The organism is Jiangella endophytica (genome assembly GCF_003427025.1).
GTDB lineage: Bacteria > Actinomycetota > Actinomycetes > Jiangellales > Jiangellaceae > Jiangella > Jiangella endophytica.
Genome location: NZ_QVAI01000008.1, coordinates 152,416 through 176,204 on the forward strand (window position 1 = coordinate 152,416; position 23,789 = coordinate 176,204).

General features: G+C 69.9%; 18 protein-coding genes. 4 read left to right on the forward strand and 14 right to left on the reverse strand.

Features of this window, described 5'->3' with window-relative positions; translation table 11 throughout:
* Window positions 1–101: 101 nt before the first annotated feature.
* From DZA62_RS17765 to DZA62_RS17805, 9 genes are all read right to left on the reverse strand, one after another.
* Window positions 102–1,097, reverse strand: coding sequence for an RNA polymerase subunit sigma-70 (locus DZA62_RS17765; RefSeq protein ID WP_116950248.1), 996 nt, complete (start codon window positions 1,095–1,097; stop codon window positions 102–104).
* A gap of 93 nt (window positions 1,098–1,190) precedes the next feature.
* On the reverse strand, window positions 1,191–1,397 hold the full coding sequence (locus DZA62_RS37630; protein WP_408619043.1) for an NUDIX domain-containing protein: 207 nt from the start codon (window positions 1,395–1,397) through the stop codon (window positions 1,191–1,193).
* A gap of 348 nt (window positions 1,398–1,745) precedes the next feature.
* Entirely contained in the window at window positions 1,746–2,861 is a 1,116-nt protein-coding gene (locus DZA62_RS17775) for a Gfo/Idh/MocA family protein (RefSeq protein WP_116950345.1), read from the reverse strand.
* Complete coding sequence (locus DZA62_RS17780) at window positions 2,861–3,574, reverse strand: sugar phosphate isomerase/epimerase family protein (protein WP_198663894.1); 714 nt, start codon at window positions 3,572–3,574, stop codon at window positions 2,861–2,863. The genes DZA62_RS17775 and DZA62_RS17780 overlap by 1 nt, the downstream gene beginning before the upstream one ends.
* Before the next feature lie 92 nt (window positions 3,575–3,666).
* Window positions 3,667–8,625 carry a glycoside hydrolase family 99-like domain-containing protein gene (locus DZA62_RS17785; RefSeq protein ID WP_116950249.1) on the reverse strand — a complete coding sequence of 1,653 codons (4,959 nt, stop codon included), beginning with the start codon at window positions 8,623–8,625 and terminating at the stop codon, window positions 3,667–3,669.
* Window positions 8,626–8,700: 75 nt separating this feature from the next.
* Entirely contained in the window at window positions 8,701–9,987 is a 1,287-nt protein-coding gene (locus DZA62_RS17790) for an FAD-dependent oxidoreductase (RefSeq protein ID WP_116950250.1), read from the reverse strand.
* Complete coding sequence (locus DZA62_RS17795) at window positions 9,984–11,612, reverse strand: extracellular solute-binding protein (RefSeq protein ID WP_157987740.1); 1,629 nt, start codon at window positions 11,610–11,612, stop codon at window positions 9,984–9,986. The genes DZA62_RS17790 and DZA62_RS17795 overlap by 4 nt, the downstream gene beginning before the upstream one ends.
* Window positions 11,613–11,674: 62 nt before the next feature.
* Entirely contained in the window at window positions 11,675–12,568 is an 894-nt protein-coding gene (locus DZA62_RS17800) for a carbohydrate ABC transporter permease (RefSeq protein WP_116950252.1), read from the reverse strand.
* The gene (locus DZA62_RS17805) at window positions 12,565–13,569 is read right to left on the reverse strand and encodes an ABC transporter permease (RefSeq protein ID WP_198663896.1); all 1,005 of its coding nucleotides are present in this window, start codon (window positions 13,567–13,569) and stop codon (window positions 12,565–12,567) included. The genes DZA62_RS17800 and DZA62_RS17805 overlap by 4 nt, the downstream gene beginning before the upstream one ends.
* Before the next feature lie 263 nt (window positions 13,570–13,832).
* On the opposite strand from DZA62_RS17805, the gene DZA62_RS17810 reads away from it, so the two are divergent.
* Together DZA62_RS17810 and DZA62_RS17815 are read left to right on the forward strand one after the other, a co-directional pair.
* Entirely contained in the window at window positions 13,833–14,855 is a 1,023-nt protein-coding gene (locus tag DZA62_RS17810) for a LacI family DNA-binding transcriptional regulator (RefSeq protein WP_198663897.1), read from the forward strand.
* 721 nt (window positions 14,856–15,576) lie between these two features.
* Window positions 15,577–17,385 (forward strand): family 78 glycoside hydrolase catalytic domain, encoded by a 1,809-nt coding sequence (locus tag DZA62_RS17815; protein ID WP_157987742.1) that lies wholly within the window; start codon window positions 15,577–15,579, stop codon window positions 17,383–17,385.
* 458 nt (window positions 17,386–17,843) lie between these two features.
* Here the strand turns inward: DZA62_RS17815 and DZA62_RS17820 are convergent, their stop codons facing one another.
* Genes DZA62_RS17820 through DZA62_RS17830 form a run of 3 tightly spaced genes read right to left on the reverse strand, consistent with a single transcriptional unit; the run spans window position 17,844 to window position 20,479 of the window.
* Window positions 17,844–18,869 carry an NAD(P)/FAD-dependent oxidoreductase gene (locus tag DZA62_RS17820; RefSeq protein WP_116950256.1) on the reverse strand — a complete coding sequence of 342 codons (1,026 nt, stop codon included), beginning with the start codon at window positions 18,867–18,869 and terminating at the stop codon, window positions 17,844–17,846.
* The gene (locus DZA62_RS17825) at window positions 18,866–19,396 is read right to left on the reverse strand and encodes an isoprenylcysteine carboxyl methyltransferase family protein (protein ID WP_116950257.1); all 531 of its coding nucleotides are present in this window, start codon (window positions 19,394–19,396) and stop codon (window positions 18,866–18,868) included. Before DZA62_RS17825 ends, DZA62_RS17820 begins: the two co-directional genes overlap by 4 nt.
* A 3-nt stretch (window positions 19,397–19,399) precedes the next feature.
* Entirely contained in the window at window positions 19,400–20,479 is a 1,080-nt protein-coding gene (locus tag DZA62_RS17830) for a type III polyketide synthase (protein WP_116950258.1), read from the reverse strand.
* A 38-nt stretch (window positions 20,480–20,517) separates the two neighbouring features.
* Here DZA62_RS17830 and DZA62_RS17835 point away from each other — a divergent pair, with 38 nt between their 5' ends.
* Both DZA62_RS17835 and DZA62_RS17840 read left to right on the forward strand, forming a co-directional pair.
* The gene (locus DZA62_RS17835) at window positions 20,518–21,327 is read left to right on the forward strand and encodes a UbiA family prenyltransferase (protein WP_116950259.1); all 810 of its coding nucleotides are present in this window, start codon (window positions 20,518–20,520) and stop codon (window positions 21,325–21,327) included.
* A gap of 29 nt (window positions 21,328–21,356) precedes the next feature.
* A complete protein-coding gene (locus tag DZA62_RS17840; RefSeq protein WP_116950260.1) occupies window positions 21,357–22,487 on the forward strand; it encodes an NAD(P)/FAD-dependent oxidoreductase in 1,131 nt (376 codons plus the stop codon).
* Here DZA62_RS17840 and DZA62_RS36410 read toward each other — a convergent pair.
* The gene (locus DZA62_RS36410) at window positions 22,474–23,079 is read right to left on the reverse strand and encodes a hypothetical protein (protein ID WP_198663899.1); all 606 of its coding nucleotides are present in this window, start codon (window positions 23,077–23,079) and stop codon (window positions 22,474–22,476) included. The two genes, DZA62_RS17840 and DZA62_RS36410, sit on opposite strands and share 14 nt — an antisense overlap.
* Complete coding sequence (locus DZA62_RS17850; RefSeq protein WP_116950261.1) at window positions 23,076–23,741, reverse strand: hypothetical protein; 666 nt, start codon at window positions 23,739–23,741, stop codon at window positions 23,076–23,078. Before DZA62_RS17850 ends, DZA62_RS36410 begins: the two co-directional genes overlap by 4 nt.
* Window positions 23,742–23,789 lie beyond the last annotated feature (48 nt).

Consider the following 23,789-nt stretch of genomic DNA (forward strand, 5'->3'; position numbering starts at 1 on the left):
GAGATGAGGGCGACGGCGTCGTCGATCGTGACGATGTTCCTCGGGCAGGAAGAAGCCCCGCCGGCGACACCGGCGGTGCGGTGGTGTCCGGACCGGTGTGATCACAGCGTCGGGGGCAGGTCCAGCCATGGTTTGCCGGTGGCGTCGAATCCGGTCAGCTCGGCGATCTTCCCGTCGGCGATGTGCAGGACCGCGATGGCGAACAGCCGGTACTCCGGGTCGTCGGGGGTGCGCAGGTACAGCGCGGCGGCCGGCATGCGGTTGACCGTCGTGGTGATACCGCGCCAGTCGTCGTGGCCTCGCTGGAAGAGCCCACCGGAGACCCAGCCGTCCACCGCGTCCTTGGCCGTCGTGGTCGAGGTGCCCGCCTCGGGCAGCATCGCGAAGCGCAGGTCGTCGCGCAGCAGGGACATCAGCCCGTCGAGGTCGTTGCGCTCATGGGCGTCGATGTACGACTTCACCACGCCGCGCTCGTCATTCGACAACTCGGGGCTCCGCCAGCCGAGGCGGTCGGGCAGCTGCTCACGCATCGTCACGCGCGCCCGCTGCAGTGCGCTGGTCACCGATGCGACGGTCAGCTCGAGGGCGTCGGCCGCCTTCGACGCCGGCCAGCCGAGGACGTCGCGCAGGATGAACACCGCCCGCTGCCGCGGCGGCAGGTGCTGGACGGCGACGATGAACGCCAGCTCGATCGTCTCCCGCGCCACCACCGACTCCTGCGGGTCCTCGGGGAGCATCCGGTCGGGGTACGGCTGCAGGTACAGCACCTCGGAGCCGGGGTCCGGCAGCTCGGACGGTACGGGAGTGCGATCATTGCGCCTCCTCAGGAAGTCGAGGCAGACGTTCGTCGCGATCCGGTACAGCCAGGTCCGCAGCGAAGCGTGGCCCTGGAACGACTCGCGTTTGTTCCACGCCCGCAGGAACGTCTCCTGCGTCATGTCCTGGGCGTCCTCGTAGTTCGCGAGCATCCGGTAGCAGTGCACCTGCAGCTCACGCCGGTGACGTTCCGTGATGAGCGCGAACCGCGCCGTATCGCCTGAGCGAACCACCGCGATGAACGTGGCCTCGTCGGCGCCCATCGGTCTGGCGTCGGTCATGGTCAGCAATCCTTCCACCGGTGCGAGGGGTCTACCAGGACTGACGACGTGGCGGGGGATTTCTGATCGGTGGAAGCCGCTGACACCGAGCCGTCAGGACGAAACCAGTCCAGCCTCCTCATGCAGCTCGCGCACGATGGCATCGTGCGGTGTCTCCTCGCCGTCCGCTCCGCCTCCGAGCAGGCTTCCATGACCTGGCCATGCGATGTGGGCGAAGTCGTCAGGCAGGGTGCATGAGCACTTGCCCGTCGCTGTTGGTGATGATCGCCACAGCACCACCTGCTGTGGACATCGGCGCATTCCTCACGCTGTCGTGCAGTTCCGTGGACACGCTGGACCACCCGCTAGATGAGTGAGTCCGAAGGGGTTCTTCGGTGGTTCCGCGGTCTGATCGCGCCGGTGGCGTCGGCCGGTCCGGTGAGCGGTGTGGGATCGCCGCCCCTCAGCCCCCGGCCCACCCGGTTCGAGCATGATCACCTGCCCCCCGGGCACGGCAGTTCATGGCGCTGTCAATCGTCATCAACGACGAAGGGCCGGGTCACATCGTCACGCCGTGGCGCCGACGCGACAGCCACCCGTGCGGCGGACCCGTCCGTCCCGTCCTCGACTCCCGACCTGCCGTCCTCACCACCATTCGGACTCACTCATCTAGAGAGTGCGAGCGGCCGGATTCCAGGCGTCCGGCAGTACTGGGCTGGGCTCGACCGTCGAAAGGACACGCACGACGTTACCGGCGGCGATCGACTCCGCCGTGGCGTCCATGATGTCGAGGACGTGGAAGGCCAGCTCTGCTGGCGCCTGCTCGCGCACGCCCGCACGTATCGAGCGTGCGAGGTCGAGGATCCCGCAGCCGCGGCCGTACTCGAACCCGGACGGCGGCACGACTTCACCGTCCGGCGTGTCGGCGGTGAAGATCGTGCTCGGCCCGGTGAACGTGTTGGGATTGGGAGTCTGGATCGTACCCAGGGTCCCCATGACGTCGATGCCGCCTGCGCGCCGCAGATAGGAGTCGAAGCTCAGCACCGCGACCGCGGAGGCCCCTGATTCGAAGGTGATGAGGGCATGGACGTTCGTCGGCACGTCAACCGCGAACTCGGTCCCTTCGTTCGGGCCGGAACCGATGACGCGGACCGGCCGTGCTCGGGTTCCGGTCGCCATCACGCTCGCCACCGGGCCGAGGTTCTGCACGAGAGCCGTGAGGTAGTACGGCCCCATGTCGAACAACGGCCCACCACCCCGCGCGAACAAGAACTCGGGGCTCGGATGCCATAGGTCCGGGCCGGGCGTCTGGAAGAGCAACAGGGCGGACTGCGGATCCCCGATCCGCCCCGAGGCGATGAGTCGCCGCGCGGTCTGCAACCCGGCGCCGAGGAAGGTGTCCGGTGCGCAGGCAACGCGCAGTCCCGCCGCCTGAGCCGATTCCAGCACCTCCCGCCCGGAGGCCCGATCCAGGGCGAGCGGCTTCTCGCTCCAGATGTGTTTGCCACCGGCGATGATCTGCCGATCCACGTCCGCGTGCACGGCAGGGCTCGTCAGGTTCGCGACGATCTCGACCTGATCGTCCGCGAGTAGGTCCGCCACGGTCCCGGCGCGCGGTATGCCGAAGGAGTGCGCACGGTCCTGTGCGCGCGAGAGCTCGATGTCGGCGATGAAGCGGACGTCGAGATCAGGAAATGCCGTGAGGTTCTCGAGGTACCGCTGGCTGATGACCCCTGCGCCGATGATGCCGATGCCGACCGGCCCGGCGCCCCGACCCGCGGCCATCACCGGAGTCCCTGCGCACGGAGAAACGCGACCGACGCCGCGACGCCCTCGAGGCTGTCGCCCGCATACGCGTCGAACTCGACGACGCACAGTGCTGCGGGTGCTGCGGCAAGGATGTCGAGGACGGGCAGGCGTCCTTGCCCCGCGGGTACCTGCTTCCTGGTGTCTCGTGAGAGATCGCCGTCCTTGACGTGCAGGGCCACCACCCGGTTCCCCAGCCGTTCGATCAACTCGGCGGACCTCGCTCCGGCGGCCTCGGCCCAGTACGCGTCGATCTCGAGCACGATGCGATCGTCGAGGCGGGTGGCGAACGCCTCGAGTGCGGTGACCCCGTCCACTGTGGTCTCGATCTCCCACCAATGGTTGTGGTAGCCGACGCTGATCCCGTACCGGGCAGCTCTGGCAGCCGCGGCATTGAGGTCCGCGGACAGGCGGTCGAGTCCGCCGGTGTCGATCCAGCGTTCCTCGGGGCTGTTCGGAAGTATGAGGGTTCCGACACCCACCTCGGCTGCCGCGGCGAAGATCTCGTCCTGATCGCCGAGGTCGAGGAAGCCTGCGTGGGCAGTGGGTGCGGTGAGCCCGGCCTCGCCCAGCGCCCGGTCGTACGTCGGCGCCGAGTCGGACGTGAATCGGAAGAGCTCGACCTGCGACAGGCCGAGGTCGGCGAGCGCATGGAGGGTTCCCAGGAAGTCCTTCTCCAGCTGGTCTCGCACGGAGTACAGCTGAACGGACAGGGACGAAGGCGATGCAGACACAGAACTCCTCATCGAGGTGACCCGGGCGAACGGAGAGCTCGAGCGCGTCGTCAGGAGCCGGCCGCGAGCAGCGTGAACTCGAGGCTCGTCGAGCCTCCGCCGGCGTTGTGGACCACAAGGGTGTTCAGTCCGGCCACCGCCCCGAACCGACCGGGCTCGACGAAGTCGAGATCGGACCAGGTGTCGTTGATCAGATCCTTCGCGACACCGTTGAGAGACAAGCGGTCGATCCTCGCCCGGTCGTAGAGCTTGAAGCTGACTCGTTCATAGCCGCCTGGTGTGGCGACCGTGAAGCCGCTGCCGCTCTTGACCGTCACGGTTGGGCCGTTCGACAGGGCGAGGTCGAATGCGACCCAGTCGGTGGCGACGGCGGTGCCCAGCTGGTCCGAATCGGTGAGCGAGAGCGCCCCGGGTCGGCTGTCGTCGAGGTAGACGGCAGTACCGGTGGGTAGTCCGGTGGCATCCAGACCAGCGAGTTGGTGACGGCCGAGGATGCCGGTCCGCAGCACCCGGCCCTCTCGTCCCGGGGGAATCTGCTCCAGCGCGATTCCGTATGCGGCTCCGCTGTGCCGCACTCGCACTCCGCCGACGGCCTGCTCCACCACTGCCCAGCGCGGGATGCCGGCGCTTCCGGCGTTGGCTGAGACCTGCTCCTTGTCGCCGACGTTCGGGTAGGTCTCACCGGCGCCGACGTCGTACTCGTCGGCCGTTGCCAGCCCCGCCAATGCGGCGTCGATGATCGCGATGAGCTCGGCATTGGGTGCCGCGGTGTGATCCTGGTCGAAGGTGATCGTCACCTGCTCCTCGCCGACGGCGACCGTGAGTTCGGCCGGGCTGTGAGTACGGTCGCCCAGGCGGCGCCCGATGGTGTTGGCAACGGTGACGTCATTGCGGAGGCCCACGCCGATGCCGGAGATGTCCCAGGTGCCGTAGAGATAGCTCGGCACTCCCCCGCCACCGGCACGACGTACCGGTTCTCCGAAGAGCAGCGATGCGGCCGGCCCGGAGACACCGATCGGGAGATCGGTGTCGGCCCGCGAAGCCACGAGGCGCAGGGCGCGGCTACGAAGGTGGGGCAGGAACCCCAGTGGTGTGCTGCCCAGGAGCGAGATCTGGGTCTCGGCATGATCGCTGAGCTGGGTTGCGGCAGCTTCGGAGATCCAGGGGCGGTCGTCGTGACGAAGCACGACCCCGCCGTCGAAGGTGCAGCCGGTGAAGGTGACGGAATCGGCCCGGCCGGATCCGAGCGACTGGACGGTGACGGCCGGGGCCGTCTTGTCGCCGGTGTGGCGGAAGGTGCATCCCTGCAGCACGTTGATCGTCGGCGCCGAGAAGTCCTTGTTGGTGTGGATGTACCAGGCCTCCTTCACGCCGACGAGCTCGCAGTCGGTCATCTCCAGCCGCAGGCCGCTCGCGGATCCATATCCCCATGGCCGGTCCGAGGCCCACACCGTCTCGGGCGACATTCCAGCGGAGGGGTTCTCACGGCGCCACCGGCGCGCCCCCTCGTTGCCTGAGTGGACGATGGTGCAGTTGCGGATGGTGTGGACGGCGCCGACGTTGCTCCCGGACTTCTCGGAGTGCACGGCGTAGCGCATGTTGACGGCGCTGATCGTCAGGTTCTCCAGCGTGGCAGTGCCTTGGAGCCAGAGGGTGGACGTGACGCTGATCGCCGAGTCGGGGGCGTTGTCGGGTAGCGATCCCGCGAGGATGCAGGCGGCGCGGTCGTCACCTCGCAGCGTGACGTGGGGCGGGACGATCCACTCCGTCTCGGTGTAGGTGCCGGGCGCGATCGTGATCGTGTACTCCCGGTCAGGCCCGGAATCGGTGATCGCGCCGATCGCCTGGGCGGGTGAGAGGAAGTCGGCGCTGCCGTCGGGATTCACCCGCAGGTTCTGGCTCAGGGGTGCCACGTCGATCGAGAGGGTCTCGCTGGGCTCGTCCCAGGACCAGTCCAACTCCAGTGCCGTCGCGAGGTCGTCGATCGAGAGGCGGACGGTGCCGTCGGTGCCGGCATAGGGAGCCTTGGTCAGCGTGTGCTCGGTCCCGTTGCGCTGGGCGGCCGTCTGTCCGACCTGACACTCGAGCGTGATCCGTCCGACGACGACGGCGAACTCGTGTCCGTCCGCTGACCGTTCGGCTCGGCCGCCGAGCCCGCGTGCGACCGCTTCCAGCGGTACGTCGTAGCCGCCGGTTCCGTCGGCTGTGGCCGACGGAGTCCGTGACAAGACGCCCGCGATCATCAGCCTGGGTGCGGGGAGAGGCACCTTCATGAACCGTAGGTGGTCGATCTCGAAACTGCCCGGCACGTGATTGATCGGGTCGAAGCGCAGTTTGCGGATTTTGCCGGTCCAGGTGCCGCTGCGCCACAGCGGCAGTTCGACGGTCTGGAACTCGGTGGTGTCCGACTCCACGCGCACGGTGACGCAGCGGTTCGCGTGATAGTCGGCGTCGCCGTCGCGGATCCAGAACAACTGCGCTCCGACGGCCGGCTGCATCCGCAGCCGGACCTCAGCGTAGGGATACTCGGCGGCATGCAGGTCGAGCGTCGCCTCCTGCTCGATCACCGGGTCGCTGGTGGTGGAGCTGCCGATCAGAGCGCCGCCGCTGGCCTGGAGCCCGTCGATCTCCTTCAGGACGACCCACCCCTCGGTGTCGCCGTCGGTGTCGAACTCCCAGGCGGGCGTGTAGTCCGTGCTGCGCGCCGGCCCGGTGGTGGGGGCCTCGGCGAAGGTGCGGCCGGGAGGGTAGAGGTGTTGCAGGCGATCCAGTTGGGGCGCGTCGGGGGCGACGTTGGGTGAGCCCGTCTGTCCGAAGGTGTCGCGTACCGCGTTGAGGTACCCGAACCCGTGCAGCGTCGCAGGCATCAGGAAGTGGCCCTCGCCGTACTCGTTCCAGTTGTCGAGGATCAGCAACTTGCGGCCGAGGGCATCGTCGTCGAGGGTGTCCAGGTAGTCGTCGCGCAGCCACTCCAGCAGCTGCTGGTAATCGCTCGGGTCGACGAATGCCCCCGGGTTGCCTGTCCACGGCTCGCCGTCCAGGCCCATGCCGATGGTCGGCACCACGGGAACGGCGCCGCTGTCTCGCTGGCGCTCGAGGTCGAGCCGCTGTGTGGAGGGGTACACCGACGTGCTGTACCTGTGCTCCCCGGCCAAGCCCATCGCGGCCGCGTCCGCCGTCGCCATGGCGGTGATCACGTGCAGGCCGTCGAAGCCATGGTCACGGAGCACCTGGTCCAGGTAATCGATCTCGGCCCGCACGCCGGCCACCGTGCCGAAGGAACTGAGCAGCGCCGCCGCCCGGAAGACCGAGAGCACCGGCTTGTTGTCGATGACCAGGTACCGGGGATCGCTGAAGTAGTAGTCGAGCCAGAACGGCACGATGTTCGTGCGGAAGTCCGCACTGTTCGTGCGACCGCCGTTGACGTTCTCCCACATGATCGCGAACGACATCCGGTCGCTGTAGCGCGCGTTGAAGTAGCCGTCGTGCAATCCGTGGTGCAGCCGCGGCAGTTTGATGGCGGTGCCGGTGGCGTCGTGCGGGCGGAACCAGCAGGTCATACGGAAGGTGATGCCGTTCTCGACCATCCACTTGATCTCCCAGTCGGTCACCTCGACCGAGCCTTCGTCGTACCACCCGAGCAGGGGTCGGCGTTGACTGCGGAACGGGTTCAGGACGTCCCAGCCGAAGTGGTTCCCCTCTCGCCAACCGGCGAACTCGGTCACGCCGATGGCGAGCTGGGTCTCGTGGCTGACGGCCGGAGGTTCGGGGTAGTCCGCCGGCATCGACCCGGCCGACTTGATGATGACGTCGTCCACCAGGGCGCCCACGCCTCGAGGCACGGTGATGCTCACCCCCGTCGGCTCGGCAGTGCCGCCGGCCGTGCCCATCTCGAAGTCCTCGGCGGTCAGCTTGCCGTTGACGCGAAGGTCGGCGCGACCGGTGACGACGTCGACCTCGGCCCGGATATGCAACCAGACGTTGCGGGTGTACGGACGTAGGGCGGTGGCACTGCCGCCGGCGTCGAGAACGCGAACCGTGTCGGCGCTGACGTCCACCGTCAGGACGCGCTGGTCGTTCAGGCGGAACCGCACTGCCAGCCCGTCAGCGCTGCCGCCGACGAAGGTCCGGGCCTCACAGACAACGGTGCCGTCCACCGGAGGAGCGGGGACCTCCACCACCGCGGAGGTGGCAGACCCGGTGGTGTCGACCCGCAGCGAGTACGGATCGGCATAGCCCTGGCTGAGTCGGCGCACGAGGCCCGACGTCGCGCCGTCACCGGTCAGACTCCACCTGCCGGGCTGGACACCGGCCACACCCGCGACGAAGGTCTCGCGCAGGTGATAGCCCCGGTAGAGCCGGATCGGCCCCAGGTACATGTCGCTGGTCGGCGCACGTCCGGAGGTGATGTGCAGGGTGTCGACGGCGTCGACCTCCTGCACCGGCGCACGGTCGACGACGGCGGCACCGTCGATCTCGATCGAGACGCGCTGACCCGGGATGTCGTGGACGAGCCTGACGCCGACCTCGGTGCCGACCGAGCAGGTCGCGAGCTGAGCCGTGGTGCCGTCTGCCAGCAGCAATCGCAGCGCGTCGCCCTCGACCACCAGGGCGACAGCAGTGTCGTCCTCATGGCGCAACTCCCATCGCGTGCCGTCCATCGGCCCCAGCGGCGTGAACCTGAACTCGAGTGTCAGGTCCTGGCTGCTCTGGGGCGCGAATCGCCGAGTCATGCTCACCGGCAGGTGGACATTGCCGTCCGCGAAGCGGAACCACTTCCCGTAGGAGTAGCTGGTGGAGCCGCCGGCCTGGCGCACGTCCCAACCACTGGGGTTGATGCCGTTGCGGTCCAGGATGACGAAGAAGTTCTCGTCGATCAGGTCGCATGCCCGCGGCGGTAGGTCCGACCTCGGCGACGCGGGCGTGGCGTGCGCGGCGGACTCGGTCAGGCCGGCCGCCACCGCGGCGCAGAGCGCGCCGGCGACCTGCAGGAAGGTGCGACGTCGCATCACGTCGGGTCCATGACTCATCATCGAGCATCACCTTTCGGACGGAGGATTCGTGAGCGGTCGTGGCCGTCGTCGTCAGGAGGGGACGATGGCGCCGTTCCTGCGGAGAACGCGGCGCAGGTCCTCGAGGTCGACCTCGTCCACGCGAGCGGCGCGGGCTGCGGCGAGAGCCGCCATGGCCCCGGCGGCCTGCCCCGTGGCCATGGCGGTGGCCTGGACCCGGAAGGCCGAATGTGCGGCCTGGTCGCCGGCGATCGCCCGACCGGCCACGATCGCGTAGGCGTTGTCACGCGGGATCATGGCGCTGCGTGGGATCGTGGGGACTCTCCCCTGATCGAGGAACACCTTGTAGATGCCGTCGCCGTCGGGCCGGTGGATGTCGATCGGATAGAAGCTGTGGCACACGGCGTCGTCGAACCGCCTCGCGGCGAGGTAGTCCTCCGCCGTCACCTGGCGCTGCGCGACGATCGTCGTCGACTCGCGGATGCCGACCTCGGCACCGCAGTACGCCACCGTCACGCGTTCCAGCCCTGGTTGGCGGCGCAGGAAACGCAACACTCGCAACAGCGAGGCACGCCCGGCGGCCTCGGCGGCGGAACGCCCCCGGCCGGTGGCACCGTCGACGCCGGGCAGGTGCATGGCGGTGTCGCCGTACTTGCGAAGGAAGCCTCGCAGCGGCCGGTCGTGCGCGCCGAAGTCGCTGGGCACGAGGTCGCCCGCGGTGACGGCGGATTCATAGGCGCCGTCGAGGACGTCATAGTCCAGCGACCCGGGGTCGTACCCGCTCAGGCGGTAGACCAGAGTGCCGGGCTGGAGTTCGGGGTTGCGCACCCGCGCCAGCCCCGCCAGCCCGACGGCGTCCGCGTCTCCCGTGCAGTCGACCAGCCTGGCCGCACCGACCGATCGCAGACCCTCCTTGCTGCACACCAGCAGCTGCCAGGCGTTGCCGTCCCAGTGTGCGCCGGCGAGCATCGTGTGCAGAGCCGGGTGGACGCCCGCGGCAGCGACCGCCTCCATGAGCACGGCGCCGTACACATAGGGGTTGACCCGGACCTGCCGCAGGTAGTGCGGCCGCTCGTCGTCGGTGAAGTCCGGCAGCGTATCGCCGCCCAGCTCGACCGCCGCTGCGAGCAACTCCCACCCGATACCGGCGATGACCTGCTCACCCCAGGCGTGGAACAGGCCGGGCAGGTTCACCCCCACGGTCGTGGTGGTCCCGCCCAGTCCGCCGTTCTTCTCGATCAGCAGCACCCGGCTGCCCAGCCGCGCCGCCTGGATGGACGCGGGGACGCCGGCTGGCCCGCCGCCGACGACGACGACGTCATAGGTCTCCGGGACTCCCGGCCGGTCTGCGGGACTCACTGCGACTGCTCGTAGGCCTCGTTGTACTCGTCGAGGATGCTCTGCAGCCCTCCTGCGAGCACGGCCTCGATCTCGCTGGTCCACTCCGACACCGGCCGGCGGCCACCGATGATGTCGGCCTCCAACGCTTCGACGTCCTGGACGATCCCCGCGAAGCTGCGTGAGCCGGTCTCCGAGTACAGCCCGACCGTCGGGTCGGGAACCGCGTCGGGCAGCATCGAGCGCTGGTGGTCCTGCGGCTCGCGCGAGATCTCCGCCGAACCCGGGTAGTAGAACACCGTGGGGCTGGCCGCGAGATAGATGTGACCGAGTCCGTACTCGCCCTTGCGCTCGTCGAGCAGCACGGGGTTGCCGTCCTGGAGCTCGTGGTGGACACCCTCCTCTCCGTACTTGTTCAGCAGGTACTCCTGTGTGCCGAACGGCGCCGCCAGCCAGTCGGCGATCTTCAGGATGGTCTCGATCCGGTCCTCGCTGTCCGCGCTGATCGCGGACACCGCGATGTTCGGCGCGCCCAGCACCGGCTGTCCCTTGCCACCGTCGAACCCGGGTACCGGCAGCCCCTGGACACCGAACCCCTCGACGCCCGAGTAGACGTAGAAGCCGGTCCACGCGCTGTAGGTGTCCCATTTGAGCGCGGCCGTTCCAGCGTGGAACCACTCGTTGGTCTGCGACGGCGGCGCGGCGAGCACGTCGGGATTGAGATAGCCCGCCTCGTACAGTCCGCGAGCGGCCTCGAGCGCGTCCAGCTGCTCCTCACGCGTCCAGTTGGACACGATCGTTCCGCCCTCCAGAGTCCACGGACCGGCGATCGCCAGCATCGACCTGACGTAGTCCAGTGGCAGGTTCGCCAACGCCCACCGGTTGGACTGCGGTGCGCTGAGCTCGGCGCACAGACTCCGGAAATCGGCGAAGTCGGAGACCTGCGCATCCAGGCCTGCTGATTCGGCGATGTCGCGGCGCAGGTACATCAGCTTGGTCGTCTGCAGCCCGCGCTCGATGGGCAGGGCCCGGATCTTCCCCCCGAAGACGCATCCCTGCCAGCTCGCCGTCGGGATGTTGGCGAGCGAGGGATAGGCCGTGATCGCATCGCCGGCCAGGTAGGGCGTGAGGTCGACGGCCCTGGCCTGGAGCAGTTGCGGGATCGCGGGCAGCGTCGGCAGGATCGTGAACATGTCGGGCAGCGTGTTCCCCGCCGTGACCGTCGCGAACTTGCTGCCGTACTCCGCCGCCGGCACGACGGTGATCTGCAGGTCCGAGCCGATCGCGGTGTTCATCGCCTGCCAGTACAGGTTCCGGTCCAGATCGGGACGCAGCGACCCGTTGAAGTAGGACAGGCCGCTCAGCGGCTGCCCGTCGCCCGGTGCCGTGGCGTACGCCCGCACCGGCTCGCTCGGATACGTCGCGTACGCATCGGTCGAGAGTCCGGGCTGGCCCGGGAAGTCGGGCGTGATGCCGTCGTAAGGGAGATGGTCGGGGAGCATCGCCTTGTTGTTGGACGCGCCGTTGACGGCGTCGCCTGTCCCGGTGCCGGAGGAGGAACACCCCACCAGGGCGCCGAGCCCGAGCAGGGCGCTCCCGCCCAACGAGGCCTGGAGCAGTCCGCGGCGAGTGAAGGTCGATCCCATGGCGATGACTCCTTTGTCGAGTGATGGGACGAGCGTGGGGATACGGCGCGCAGTCCGAGCGCTCATCCCTTGACGGCGCCGGTGAGAACGCCCTTGGTGAAATGACGTTGGAGGAACGGATAGACCAGCAGGATCGGAACCATCGCCAGGATGAGGATGGCCATCTGAATCGACGGCTGGGCGGGCAGGTTCTCCGTCACTGCCAGGTCGGACTGGCCCAGTTGACCGTCGTTGACGACATACATGCGCAGCACCATCTGCAACGGCCACTTCGACGGGTCGTTGATGAAGAGCAGCGCGTTGAAGAAGGCGTTCCAGTAGGAGACGGCATAGAACAGCCCGATGACCGCCGTCACCGCTTTGGACAGCGGCAGCACGATGCGGGTGAAGATCTGCCACTCGCTCGCGCCGTCGATGCGTGCGGCGTCAGTGAGCTCGGACGGCAGGTTCATGAAGAATGCCCGCAGAACGATGACGTTGAAGCCGGAGACCATCGACGGCAGGATCAATGCCCAGATGGAGTCGAGCAGCCCGGCCTGTTTCACCACCAGGTACAGCGGAATCAGCCCAGGGGTGAAGAGCAGGCTGACCAGAACGAACACCACGAGGAACCGCTGTCCGATGAGGTTCGGCCGCGAGAGCCCGTAGGCCAGCAGCGTGCTGCTGATCAGGCTCAGCGCCGTGCCCACCACGGTGACGAGAACGCTGACTCGCAGCGCCGAGGCCACGACGCCGCCGGCAAGCACAGACCGATATGCCTCGAGCGTGAAGCTCTCCGGGATGAGCACGAAGCCACCCTCGGCCTGGACCTGGGCTCGCGGTGCGATGCTGGTCGAGACGATCCCCAGGAACGGCAGCACCACGAGTGCGCAGACCACGAGCAGGATCGCACCCTTCAGCAGCCTCATCGGCCACGCGGGCAGCGCCTGGCCGTTGTGCAGTCGCTGACGACTCATCGCCGGTACACCCCAGCCTCTCCGAACGCGTGTGCCAGCCGATTGGCGCCGAGCACCAGAGCGACGCCGACCACGCCCTTGACCAGCCCGACCGCCGCCGAGACACCCCAGTTCCCACCGACGACACCGTTGTTGTAGACGTAGGTGTCGAGCACCTCGGAGGCATGCCTGCCGACGGCGTTCTGCTGAAGCAGAATCTGCTCGAAGCCCACGGTGAGCGAGTCGCCGAGCTTGAGGATCAGCAGCAGGACGATGATCCCCCGCATGGCGGGCAGCGTGACGTGCCACAACTGCCGGGTCCGGGAGGCGCCATCCACACTCGAGGCCTCGTACAGCTCCGTGTCGATGGTCGACAGCACCGCCAGGAACAGGATCGTTGCCCAGCCGGTGTCCTTCCAGACCACCTGGGACGTGATGAGCGCGATGAAGGCGTCCGGGTTGGTGATCACGTCGAGCGTCTCGTGGCCGTGGGTGCGCAGCCAGTTGTTGATCATGCCGCTGCCACCCAGCACGTGCTGGAAGACGGCGACGACGACCACCCAGGACAGGAAATGCGGGAGGTACGTGATCGATTGCACGACCCGCTTGACCCGCTCCGACAGCAACGAGTTGAGCAGCAGCGCGAAAGCGATCGGAATCGGGAACACGAACACGGTCTGGACGGCCGTGATGATCAGTGTGTTGACGAGCGCGCGCACGAACGCCGGATCGCCGTTGACCAGGATCTCGAAGTTCTTCAGGCCTACCCATGGGCTATCCGCGATGCCCAGGAACGGCAGGTAGTCCTGGAAGGCGATGACATTCCCCAGCAATGGCAGGTACTGGAACACCAGCAGCGCCAGCACGCCCGGCAACACGAAGACCGTCAGAATGCCGTCGCGTCGGAGCCTGGCACGCCACCGCAACCGTCCGCGAGCGCCCCCTGGGCGCTTGCCGACCGGTTCAGCACGGCGAGTCTCACTTGCCGTCGTCTGCGCAGTCTTCGTGGTCGACTGGGTCACACCATCATCGGTCGTCGGCCGCCCCATCGCGTACCTCTCGTTCGTGATCTATCGGTTCACCAGTACTCCTGACCGGAGGTCCCGCTCGATGCAGCCGGTGCAGAGCGACCACCTTCTTGGACCGGTCCAAGTCTCATCTCGTGGTAATCTTGGACCGGTCCAAGAAGGATTGTCAACCATCGTGATTCGATTGGCCAGCACGTGTGCCACCGCCGATGCCGGCGCGAAAGGGAGAGAACGTGACCGCACCTACGATCCGCAGCGTGGCGGCCCGCGCCGGGGTGTCCCGCAGCACCGTGTCGAACGTCCTCAACAACCCGGACGTGGTGCGGCCCGCTCTGCGCGAACGCGTGCTGGTCGCCATCGATGAGCTCGGATTCGTGCCCGATCGCCGAGCCCGCGAGTTCAGTCTCGGCCGCAACCGTGTGATCGGCCTGATGTTCATCGACATCCACGAGCCGCTCTTCGTCAACGTCCTGGACGGTCTCAGCGCGGTCGCGGCCGATCACGACTACCTCATCACCATCGCGCCTCCCAGCGGTGACGTCACCGACCAGCAACGCTTCCTGGAGACGTTCGAGAGCTACCGCTACGCCGCGGTGGTGCTCTCCCCCGGCCGAAGCATCAGCCATCTGGCCGAGCACATCCGGCGCCTGCAACAGCGGGGCACGGCCGTGCTTCGGCTGGGCCACGAACCCGACTACCCGGGCATCAGCGCGGCACGCCTGGACGAGGCGGCGCTGGGCCACACTGCCGCCCGCCACCTCCTGGAAGCCGGGCATCGCGATCTCGCGATCATCTCCTCGAGCGCGATCAGAAGGAGCAACGAACGCAGCGAGGCCTTCCACGCGACGCTGGCGCAAGCGCCGGGCGTTCGCGTGGTCGAGGTCACGACCGACGATCTCACCCCGGCCGCCGGCGCGGCCGCCCTGACCAGCGTCCGCACGATGCAACCCGCCACCACGGCCGTCTTCTGCGTCCACGACCTCCTTGCCTACGGATGTCTCGACGCCGCGCGCCAGGCCGGGCTGGCCGTACCCGACGATCTGTCGGTGCTCGGCGCTGAGGATCTGCCCGCCTCACGTCTGATGAACCCGGAGCTGAGCTCGATCACGGCCATGGGCGCCGAGATCGGCAGAGCGGCCGCGTCGATGCTGATCGATCAGCTCGAGTCCGACGCCTCCGGCAGCACCCAGGACCTCCTGCTGCAAGGCGACCTCGTGGTGCGCGGCAGCACCTCGCAACCGCACCCCGGCCGACCTCGAGCCGGATCCGGGGCGACGTGAACGCGGTGCCGGTGACGGGTACGGAGACCGGATCGTCGTGACGTTGCGCATCGTCTCCGTGAACGGGCGTCGTCATCCGGTCGACGTCGATCCCGCACAGCCGCTGCTCGTGACCTTGGCCGGTGTGAGCGAGCCCGGCCCGGAGCTCACGCTGGCCGTCCACGTCCTGGGCGATGCCGAGCCCGTCTGGCAGGGAACGTTCCGGCCGGCCGGACACCACTGCGAGATCCCCGTCGGCCTGTCAGCCGAGCAGGCCTACGAGGTGCATGCATCGGTCGTGCCACCACACCAGCCGACGGCGACGCACGCCTTCAGAACCGCGCCGTCGGGGGCGTGGTCCGGGGCTACGCCGATCTGGGCGCCGGGAGGTCCGCAGCTGTGCCTGCTGCGCCGCGAGTTCGATCTGCCCAGCACACCGGTGGCGTGGGCGACGCTGTTCCTGACCGCGGCCTCGCCGGAGCCCTCCCGTCAGTACGTGCACGTCACATCGGTCAACGGGCAGGTCGTCGGATCCGGTCCGACACGCAGCATCGGCGGCGAGACCCGGTTCGACGGCTTCGACGTCACCGGACATCTCAGGTCCGGACCGAACGCGATCTCCGTCACCGCAGGCACGAGCGTGGGCCAGCAGTTCCTGGCCCGCCTCGTGATCGCCCTGGCCGACGGGCAGCGCATCGTGCACGGGACCGACCCCTCGTGGCGGTCGCTCCCGGTCGATCCCATGCTGCACACCGGCGGCGACCTGGGAACCGTCTGCTACCCGCTTCCCGCGGAGAATCTCGATCTGCGCCGCTATCCGTGGGGATTCGAGCATGCGGGCTTCGACGACGGCGCCTGGAGCGCTGCCGAACAGAGGCCGCCGTTACCCGATCTCGTGCCCACCCCCACCGCCAAGGTGCGGCATTCCGTCGTGATGCCGCAGGCGGTGCGCAGTACCGGCGACGGTCGCATCGTCGTCGACTACGGACGTTCGTGGCTGGGCGGAGTCCGGTTGCGCACCAAGGGCGCGCGGGGCGCCGTCACCGTCCGCTACGGCGAACGTCTCGACGACGACGGTGCGGTCCGGTACCGCACGCACAGCGGCAACACCTACTCCGAGACCCTGATCGGCGATGGCGAAGACCGCAGCGTCCAGCCGTGGGGGCTGCGCGTGTTCCGGTACGCCGAGATCTCCGGCCTGACCGCGCCGGTGGCTCCGTCCGACGTCGCCGCGGTCGCGCAGATCTACCCGATGCCGCCGACAGCGGCCTCGTTCGCGAGCTCGGACCCGGTTCTCGACCGTGTCTGGCACCTGTCGGCACACACGATTCGGGCCCTCAACGGCAACCTGTACGTCGACTCCTGGACGCGCGAGAGACTCGTCTACGAGGCCGACGTCTACCTGCAGCAGCGTGCGCACCTGTGCCTCGATCCGGACCCGTCGCTGGGGCGCTACAGCACCACCTATGCGGTACACAACCGCACCTGGCCCACCGAGTGGCCCTTCTACACCGTGCTCGCGGTGCACGACGCATGGATGCGCACCGGCGACAGCACCCACGCGCAGCAGGTGTTCGACTCGTTACTGGCGTTGCTCCCCGACCGCTATCTCGACCCGTCCACCGGGTTGATACGGAAGGCACCGGGCACCGACTCGACGCTCGACAGCGACCTGGTGGACTGGCCACCCGCCGAACGCCACGGCTACCGGTTCGGCCCCGTCAACACCGCCGTCAACGCGATCGCCGCGGCTGCCTACCAGGCTGCCGCGGAGATCGCCGCCGTGATCGGGCGCGACGTGGAGCAAGCGCGCCTCACGGGCATCGCGTCGCGGTTGCGGAACAGCATCAGCACGCTCCTCTTCGATGACGCACAGGGCGCGTTCGCGGACGGACTGGACGAGGACGGAGCGCTCCTCCCGCATGACAGCGTTCACGCCTCGGCGTTCTGCCTCTGGGCGGGCGTACCGACGCCCGAACAGGCCGACTCGGCGGCGCATCATGCCCATCGGCAGGGACTTCGGTGCAGCGTCTACGTGGCGGCCCTGCTCATCGATGGTCTCTTCGCCCAGGGTCACGGCGATCGCGCCGTCGCACTCCTCACCAGCAGGGGCACCCGGGGCTGGGCGGCCATGCTGGACCTCGGAGCGGGTTCGACCATGGAGGCATGGAACGAACGGATCAAGCCCAATCTCACCCACTCGCACCCGTGGGGAGCGGCTCCGGCATTTCTGGCACTCGAGGGTGTGCTGGGTATCCGCCCTCTTGACCCCGGATACCGCACCTTCGCCGTGCGGCCGCAGCTCGGGACTCTCGACCATGCGGCCGGCGCCCTTCCAACGGTCACCGGGACGATCGAGGTAGCGGCCCACCGCGTGGGACGTCACATCCAGCTGGACGTCACGGTCCCCACCGGGCTTCGAGCCGTGATTCTCCATGAGGACGGATCCGAGCACTGCCGCGTGCCAGCGGGCCGGCACCGCACACTCACCCGATCGGCCGAGCACCACCTCGATGTCCACGCCGGAGGACTCGGGTCGTTCCCGCGATAGCGACGACTCCCCTCCGGCGTCCGACTTCCGACGACGTCAGGGTCGTCCTGGATGGTGGAGGACATCCAGGAAGATCGGTGCGAGGAGGTCGGTCGACGTCCGTTGGCTGCCTCGCTGATCGTGACGAGGCACGAGCGCAGTTCGTACCCGTCGGTGTCGGTCCACGAGGCGTTCCGGCCACCGTCTCGCTCGTCCTCGGCGCCACCGAGGACGACCTGCAGCATGTCGTCCGGAAGGTCGGTCGAGGTGGTGTGGGCACTGATCCGCAAGGGCATCACTCCGCCGAACCAGGACGTCTCCCGGGTGGCCACCGGCTCCTCGATGGCCGGCAGCGCAGCCAGGTCAGGGTGGCGTTCGCCGAACCCCGGGCGATCCGAGACGGTCGTCATGGACGACATCGAATCAGACGGGACGGACGATGCGCCTGCGGATGAACCCCCTCGGAAGCCGAGGTGCGCTCAGGCGGGCCGGGCGAGGACGTTGACGGCGGCGCCGAAGACGCGCGGGAGGGCGCCGGCGAGTGGGACCAGTGCGCGGCGGCCGGGGGTCGTCGACGTGGCGCGGAGGAGGGTCCGGGTGAGCACCTCGTATCGCCAGGTGATCCGCCGCCACGCTGCCTCGTAGCGATCCGGCCGGCCGGCGGCGATCGCCGCGACGGCCGAGCGGGCCTGCGCCATGCCGAGTGCGACGCCTTCGCCGGTCAGTGCGTCGACGTAGCCGGCGGCGTCGCCGACCAGGAGGGTCCGCCCGGCCACCCGCCGGCGCGATCGCTGACGCAGCGGGCCGGCGCCGCGCACCGCGGTGGTCACGGCCCGGCCGGCGACCCGCTCGCGCAGCGCCGGGAACGCGGCCAGGTGCTCGTCGAAGGGCACGCGGGACGTGCTGAGGACGGCGATGCCGACCAGGTCCGGCCCGACCGGCGTCACGTAGGCCTCGGCCGACGGCGCCCAGTGCACCTCCACGTGGTCCGTCCAAGGAGCCACCATGACGTGGCGGCGCAGCCCGAACCGGCGGGCGCCGGTGACCGGGACGTCCAGGCCGAGCCGCCGCCGGGTCGGCGAGTGCAGCCCGTCGGCGGCGACGAGGTAGCGAGCGGCGACACCGTCGACCTCCACCCGGTCGGCGTACTGGACCAGCCCCTCGACCGCGGCCGGCACGACCGGCACGCCGGCCTCGGCGACCGCCTGGTGCAGCGCGGCGTGCAGAACGGTCCGCCGCACCCCGCGCCCCGGGCCGGCGCGGAAGTCCGCGACGGCCGACCGCTCGCCCGAGACGTAGCGGATCCCGCGCAGCGGGCATCCGCCGGGCCGCACGCCGAGGTCGTCGAGCGCCGCGACGGCGCCGGGCATGAGCCCTTCGCCGCACGCCTTGTCGATCGGCCCGGCACGCGGCTCGTAGACGACGACCTCCAGGCCGCTCCGCGCGGCGTGCAGCGCGGTCGTCAGGCCGGCCGGCCCGCCGCCGGCCACCAGGAGGTCGATCATGGCGCCGGGGCGCGGCCGAGCATCGCGATCGCGGCGTTCTCGGCGGCGATGCGCGTGGCGAGCAGGGCGCCGTTGAGCACGGAGAACACCACCGCGGTGATCCAGGCCGAGTGCACCAGCGGCAGCGCGAACCCCTCGATCACCACGGCGACGTAGTTGGGGTGGCGTAGCACCCGGTAGGGCCCGGTGCGGACGAGCTGGAGCCCGGGCACGACGATCACCCGCGTGTTCCACTGCCGTCCGAGCGTCGCGATGCACCACCAGCGCAGGCCCTGGCTCAGCACGACGAGCGCCAGCATCGTCCAGCCGAGAGCCGGAACGAAGGGCGGCCGCCGGATCCACACCTCGGCGAGCGCACCGGCCAGCAGCCCCGTGTGGAGCACGACCATGAACGGGTAGTGCGCGCGCCCGTACTCGACGCCGCCCCGGGCGAAGCTCCAGGCGGCGTTGCGTTTGGACACCACCAGCTCGGCCAGCCGCTCGAGGGCGACCAGCCCGACCAGCACGGTGAACAACACCTCGGACATCGGTCACGCTCGCAGCAGGACGAGTTCGAGGCAGAAGCCGGGCCCCATGGCCAGCATCATCCCGTACGACCCGGGCCGCGGCGGGCGCAGCTCGAGCGTGTCGGCGAGAACGTGCAGCACCGACGCCGACGACAGGTTGCCGATGCGCTCCAGCGAGTCCCAGGTCAGCGCCAGTGCGGCGCGACTCACCCCGAGCGCCTCCTGCATGGCCTCCAGCACCTTCGGCCCACCCGGGTGGCACACCCACCAGTCGATGTCGTCGCGGCGCAGCCCCTGGTCGGCCAGGAACCGGTCGACGTCACCGCCGACGTGGTCGCGCACCAGGGCCGGCACGTCGGCGCTCAGCACGATGCGCAGACCGGTCGCCCCGACGTCCCAGCCCATGGTCCGCTCGGTGCCCTCGTAGAGCCGGCTCCTGCTGGCGAGGACCGTGGGCGCTGTCGGCCCCGCGGACGGTTCGGGCGTGTGGACGCGGCCGGCGCCCGCGGCGACCACGGCGGCGGCGCCGTCGCCGAACAGCCCGCTGGCGACGAGGTTCGGGATCGACACGTCGCCGCGCTGCACGGTCAGCGAGCACAGCTCCACCGACAGCAGGACGGCGACGTCGGCGGGATGCCCGAGCAGATAGTCGTGCAGCCGGGCGATTCCCGCGGCGCCGGCCACGCAGCCGAGGCCGACGATCGGCACCCTCTTCACGTCCGGGCGCAGGCCGATGCGGCCGGCGAGCCGGGCGTCCAGGGACGGCACCGCGAGTCCGGTGATCGTCGTCGAGACGATCAGGTCGACGTCGGACGGCGCCAGCCCGGCGGCGTCGAGGGCGCCGGTCAGCGCCCGCGACCCCAGCTCGACCGCGGCGGCGATGAACGCGTCGTTGGCGTCACCGAAGTCGCGCAGCGTCGCGTAGCGCTCCTTCGGCAGGGCGAGGTGCCGCGTGCTCACGCCCGCGTTCGCATGAAAACGTTCCAGCAGCGCTCGGTCGAAACCACCGTCCGAGGCGATCATGCCGGCGAACTCGGCGGTCAGGTCGGCCTGCGCATACTTGTGATCCGGCAGTGCGCCGTGGACGGACAGGAGGCGCGTCATTGCCTACTTATACGCAGATCAGCGGATTTTAAACTCGGATGGTGGCGGTGGGTGAAGCGGCAACGGGACTGGCTCGGGCCTGCCACCCCGAGCCTGCCCTGGCGGTGACGGCGCTCGCCGGGCTCCTCGCGCTGCGATCGGGCCTCGACGCGAGCACGCTGGTCCTCGTGGTCGCGGCCGTTCTCACCGGCCAGCTGACCGTCGGCTGGTCGAACGACCTGATCGACGCCGGCCGCGACCGCGCGGTCGGCCGGGCGGACAAACCGCTGGCCACGGGCCGGGTCTCGGCGCGGACGGTCGGCGTCGCGGTGGCCGTCGCGGCGGTGGCCTGCGTAGCGCTCTCCCTGGCCCTCGGGCCGGCGGCCGGGTCGTTGCATCTGGCGCTGGTCGGCTGTGCGGTGGCCTACAACCTCGTGCTGAAACGGACGGCGCTGTCCTGGTTGCCCTACGCGGTCGCGTTCGGGCTGCTGCCCGCCGTCGTGAGCCTCGCCCACGATCCACCCACGTGGCCGCCCTGGTGGATCCTCACGGCCGGAGCCCTGCTCGGAGTCGGCGCACACCTGCTCAACGTGCTCCCGGACCTCGAGGACGATGCCGCGACCGGCGTGCGCGGGCTGCCGCACCGGCTGGGCCCGGCGCGGACGCGCCTGATCGCCGTGAGCCTGCTCGCGCTCGCGTCGGCGCTGGTCGTCCTCGGCCCGGGCCGGCCGCCGTCGTGGGCGTGGGCCACCCTGCTCGCCGTCGGGATCCTCGTCGTGACGGCCCTGCGCGGCAGCGGCCCGACGCCGTTCCGCGCCGTGATCGCCATCGCCCTGGCCGACGCGATACTGCTCGTGCTGCGCCGCTGAGCACGGCGCGTCTGGGTAGTGCACCCCGTATGGACGACCCGTGGGACCTCGTCGTCGTGGGCGGCGGACCGGCCGGCGCGGCCACGGCGCTCGGGGCGCTGTCGGCGGCGCCCCGGCTGCGGGTCCTGCTGCTCGACCGCGCCGGGTTCCCGCGCGACAAGGCGTGCGGCGACGGCGTCTCGCCGGAGGCGGCCGACGTGCTGGCCGCGCTGGGTGTCCCCGCCCTGCTGGACGACTGGGCGCCGGTGCGGCGGCTGGAGCTGGTCCACGGGAGCCGCCGGGTGTCCCGGCCGATGCAGCGCGCGGTCCGCGTGGTTCCGCGCGCCGTCCTGGACGACCGCCTGGTCACGGCGGCGGTCACCGCGGGAGCCCGGCTGGAGCGGCACCGGGTACGCGCCGTGCGGACGCTGCGCGACGTGGTGACCGTCGACGACGCGTTCACGGCCCGGGTGGTGGTCGGCGCCGACGGCGTCTACTCCGTCGTGCGCCGCGCCGCCGGAGTGCCCGACGTCCGCCGTCGCGCCATCGCGCTGCGCGGGTACGTCGCGACGCCGCAGCCATGGGCCGGGCGGCAGGTCATCGCGTTCGACCCCGGCCGCCGTCAGGCCTACGCCTGGTGTTTCGACCGCGGCGACGGCCTGGCCAACGTCGGCTACGGCGCCTTCGGCACCGACGGGCTGACGCGGGCGGTGCTGCTGCGGCGGCTGGGCGAGCTCCTCCCCGGCGCCGACGACGGCACCGGCTGGCGTGGCCACCACCTGCCGCTCTCGTCGTGGCGCTGGCCGCACCCGGACGGCAGGCTGCTGCTGGCCGGCGACGCCGCCGGGCTGGTCAACCCGATGACGGGTGAGGGCATCCACTACGCCGTCGCGACCGGGGCACTGGCCGGGCGGGCGGCAGCGGCGGCGGTGACGGCGCGGCGGCCGGAGGCTGCCGGCGAGCGCTACCGGACGGCCGTGCGCGCGCTGCTCGGCCCTCATCTGCGGCACAGCGCCCTGGCCGCACGGCTGTCGGCGGTGCCGGCGGTGCTGGCGGCCGGGATCGTGGCGTCGGAGGCGGACCAGCGGGTCTTCGACGATCTGGTGCGCCTCGGCCTGGGATCGGGACGGCTCACCCGGCGCGTGGTGGCCGGGCTGGCCCGCGCGCTCACCGTGCGCTGACGTCCGTGCCGCGCCCGTAGGTGCGCCACACGTACCTCCAGGGAATCACCACGAGGACGACGGCGACCAGGCAGCAGCTGACCGCGGTCCGCGCCGTGACCGCGTCGAGGCTCCCGTCGAGCGCCTTGGGGAGCGCGACCAGGCACAGCCAGCTGAGCTTCCAGACCGACTCGAACAGCAGCAGCGGAACGAGCCGGACCGGGTGGCGCAGCCCGAGGAAGGCCAGCAGCGACATCGCGGCGAGGAGGCACACCGTCACGCCCTCGTACAGCGGCAGGGTGTGCACCTCGGGCAGGAGCGGCCACTTCACGAGGGCGAGCCCGACCCCCATCAGGAGGTAGCCGGCGCGCAGCAGGCGCAGGCGCGTCCGGGACAGCTCGGCCGCGTGGGAGGTCGTGACGGAGATCAGGGTGGCGCCGAGATCGCGGACCCGGGTGAGCAGGCCGTGCAGCTCCGACTGGTCCGCCACGACGCCGCGAAGCGCTGTCGTGCCGTCGGCCTCGTGGGTGACGGCCATGCCGCCGAGCCAGCTCGACCAGTGCTGGTCGAGCCGGCCCTCGAGACGGAGCTCGTAACGCATGGAGGCGGTCATCGCACGCTCGCCGTGGCCGGCTGCGTCATGACGCCCCGGCGTGCGGTGCTCCACAGCGACCAGCCGAGTCCGATCATGGCGATGCCGTTCGGGAAGGCCAGCAGCCGGTAGAAGGCGTCCGGCAGCACGGACAGCGCGACGCTCACCACGCCACCGGCCGCCAGGAGCGCGGCCGGCCACCGCGCCAGGACCCGCGCCCGGAACAGGGCGATGCCGAAGACGAGGCCCCCGGCCAGGTAGCAGAGGCTCTGGAGCTGGAACACCGTGGCCATCGCACCGATGTCGCCCGTGACCGCGTCTCCGGTGAATACGGCGAGGACGTCGTCGACGTAGGACGGATCGGACGTCGCGACGGACGGCAGGACGTACCCGGCGACGAACGAGGTCGACAGGATCAGCAGGTAGCCGGTGCTGAGCAGCAGGTAGCCGACGAGTCCGAGGATCCCGTTGCGGCGGATCCGGCTCAGGTACATCCCGGTGATGCCGGCCAGTGCCAGCGCGGCCATCAGGACCTTCAGGGAACTCCGGACGACCACCTCGGTCGTGCCGACGGATGTGGCATCGAGATGGGGGTGACCGATCTGGACGCCGATGAAGATCAGGCCCGCGAGGAGCGCTGCGGAGCCGGCGGCGCGGGTGAGGGACGTAGCGGTGACGGTCATGGCGTTGCTCCTGGTCATGAGGCTGGGCGGGGTGCCCGGCGCTGGTCC

Bases quoted from the DNA above. Each gene is read 5' to 3' on its own strand.
- DZA62_RS17765 (WP_116950248.1), bottom strand. From the start codon at position 1,097: ATGACCGACGCCAGACCGATGGGCGCCGACGAGGCCACGTTCATCGCG.
- DZA62_RS37630 (WP_408619043.1), bottom strand. From the start codon at position 1,397: ATGCGCCGATGTCCACAGCAGGTGGTGCTGTGGCGATCATCACCAACA.
- DZA62_RS17775 (WP_116950345.1), bottom strand. From the start codon at position 2,861: ATGGCCGCGGGTCGGGGCGCCGGGCCGGTCGGCATCGGCATCATCGGC.
- DZA62_RS17785 (WP_116950249.1), bottom strand. From the start codon at position 8,625: ATGCGACGTCGCACCTTCCTGCAGGTCGCCGGCGCGCTCTGCGCCGCG.
- DZA62_RS17795 (WP_157987740.1), bottom strand. From the start codon at position 11,612: ATGGGATCGACCTTCACTCGCCGCGGACTGCTCCAGGCCTCGTTGGGC.
- DZA62_RS17800 (WP_116950252.1), bottom strand. From the start codon at position 12,568: ATGAGTCGTCAGCGACTGCACAACGGCCAGGCGCTGCCCGCGTGGCCG.
- DZA62_RS17815 (WP_157987742.1), top strand. From the start codon at position 15,577: ATGCTGCACACCGGCGGCGACCTGGGAACCGTCTGCTACCCGCTTCCC.
- DZA62_RS17820 (WP_116950256.1), bottom strand. From the start codon at position 18,869: ATGATCGACCTCCTGGTGGCCGGCGGCGGGCCGGCCGGCCTGACGACC.
- DZA62_RS17825 (WP_116950257.1), bottom strand. From the start codon at position 19,396: ATGTCCGAGGTGTTGTTCACCGTGCTGGTCGGGCTGGTCGCCCTCGAG.
- DZA62_RS17830 (WP_116950258.1), bottom strand. From the start codon at position 20,479: ATGACGCGCCTCCTGTCCGTCCACGGCGCACTGCCGGATCACAAGTAT.
- DZA62_RS17835 (WP_116950259.1), top strand. From the start codon at position 20,518: ATGGTGGCGGTGGGTGAAGCGGCAACGGGACTGGCTCGGGCCTGCCAC.
- DZA62_RS17840 (WP_116950260.1), top strand. From the start codon at position 21,357: ATGGACGACCCGTGGGACCTCGTCGTCGTGGGCGGCGGACCGGCCGGC.
- DZA62_RS36410 (WP_198663899.1), bottom strand. From the start codon at position 23,079: ATGACCGCCTCCATGCGTTACGAGCTCCGTCTCGAGGGCCGGCTCGAC.
- DZA62_RS17850 (WP_116950261.1), bottom strand. From the start codon at position 23,741: ATGACCGTCACCGCTACGTCCCTCACCCGCGCCGCCGGCTCCGCAGCG.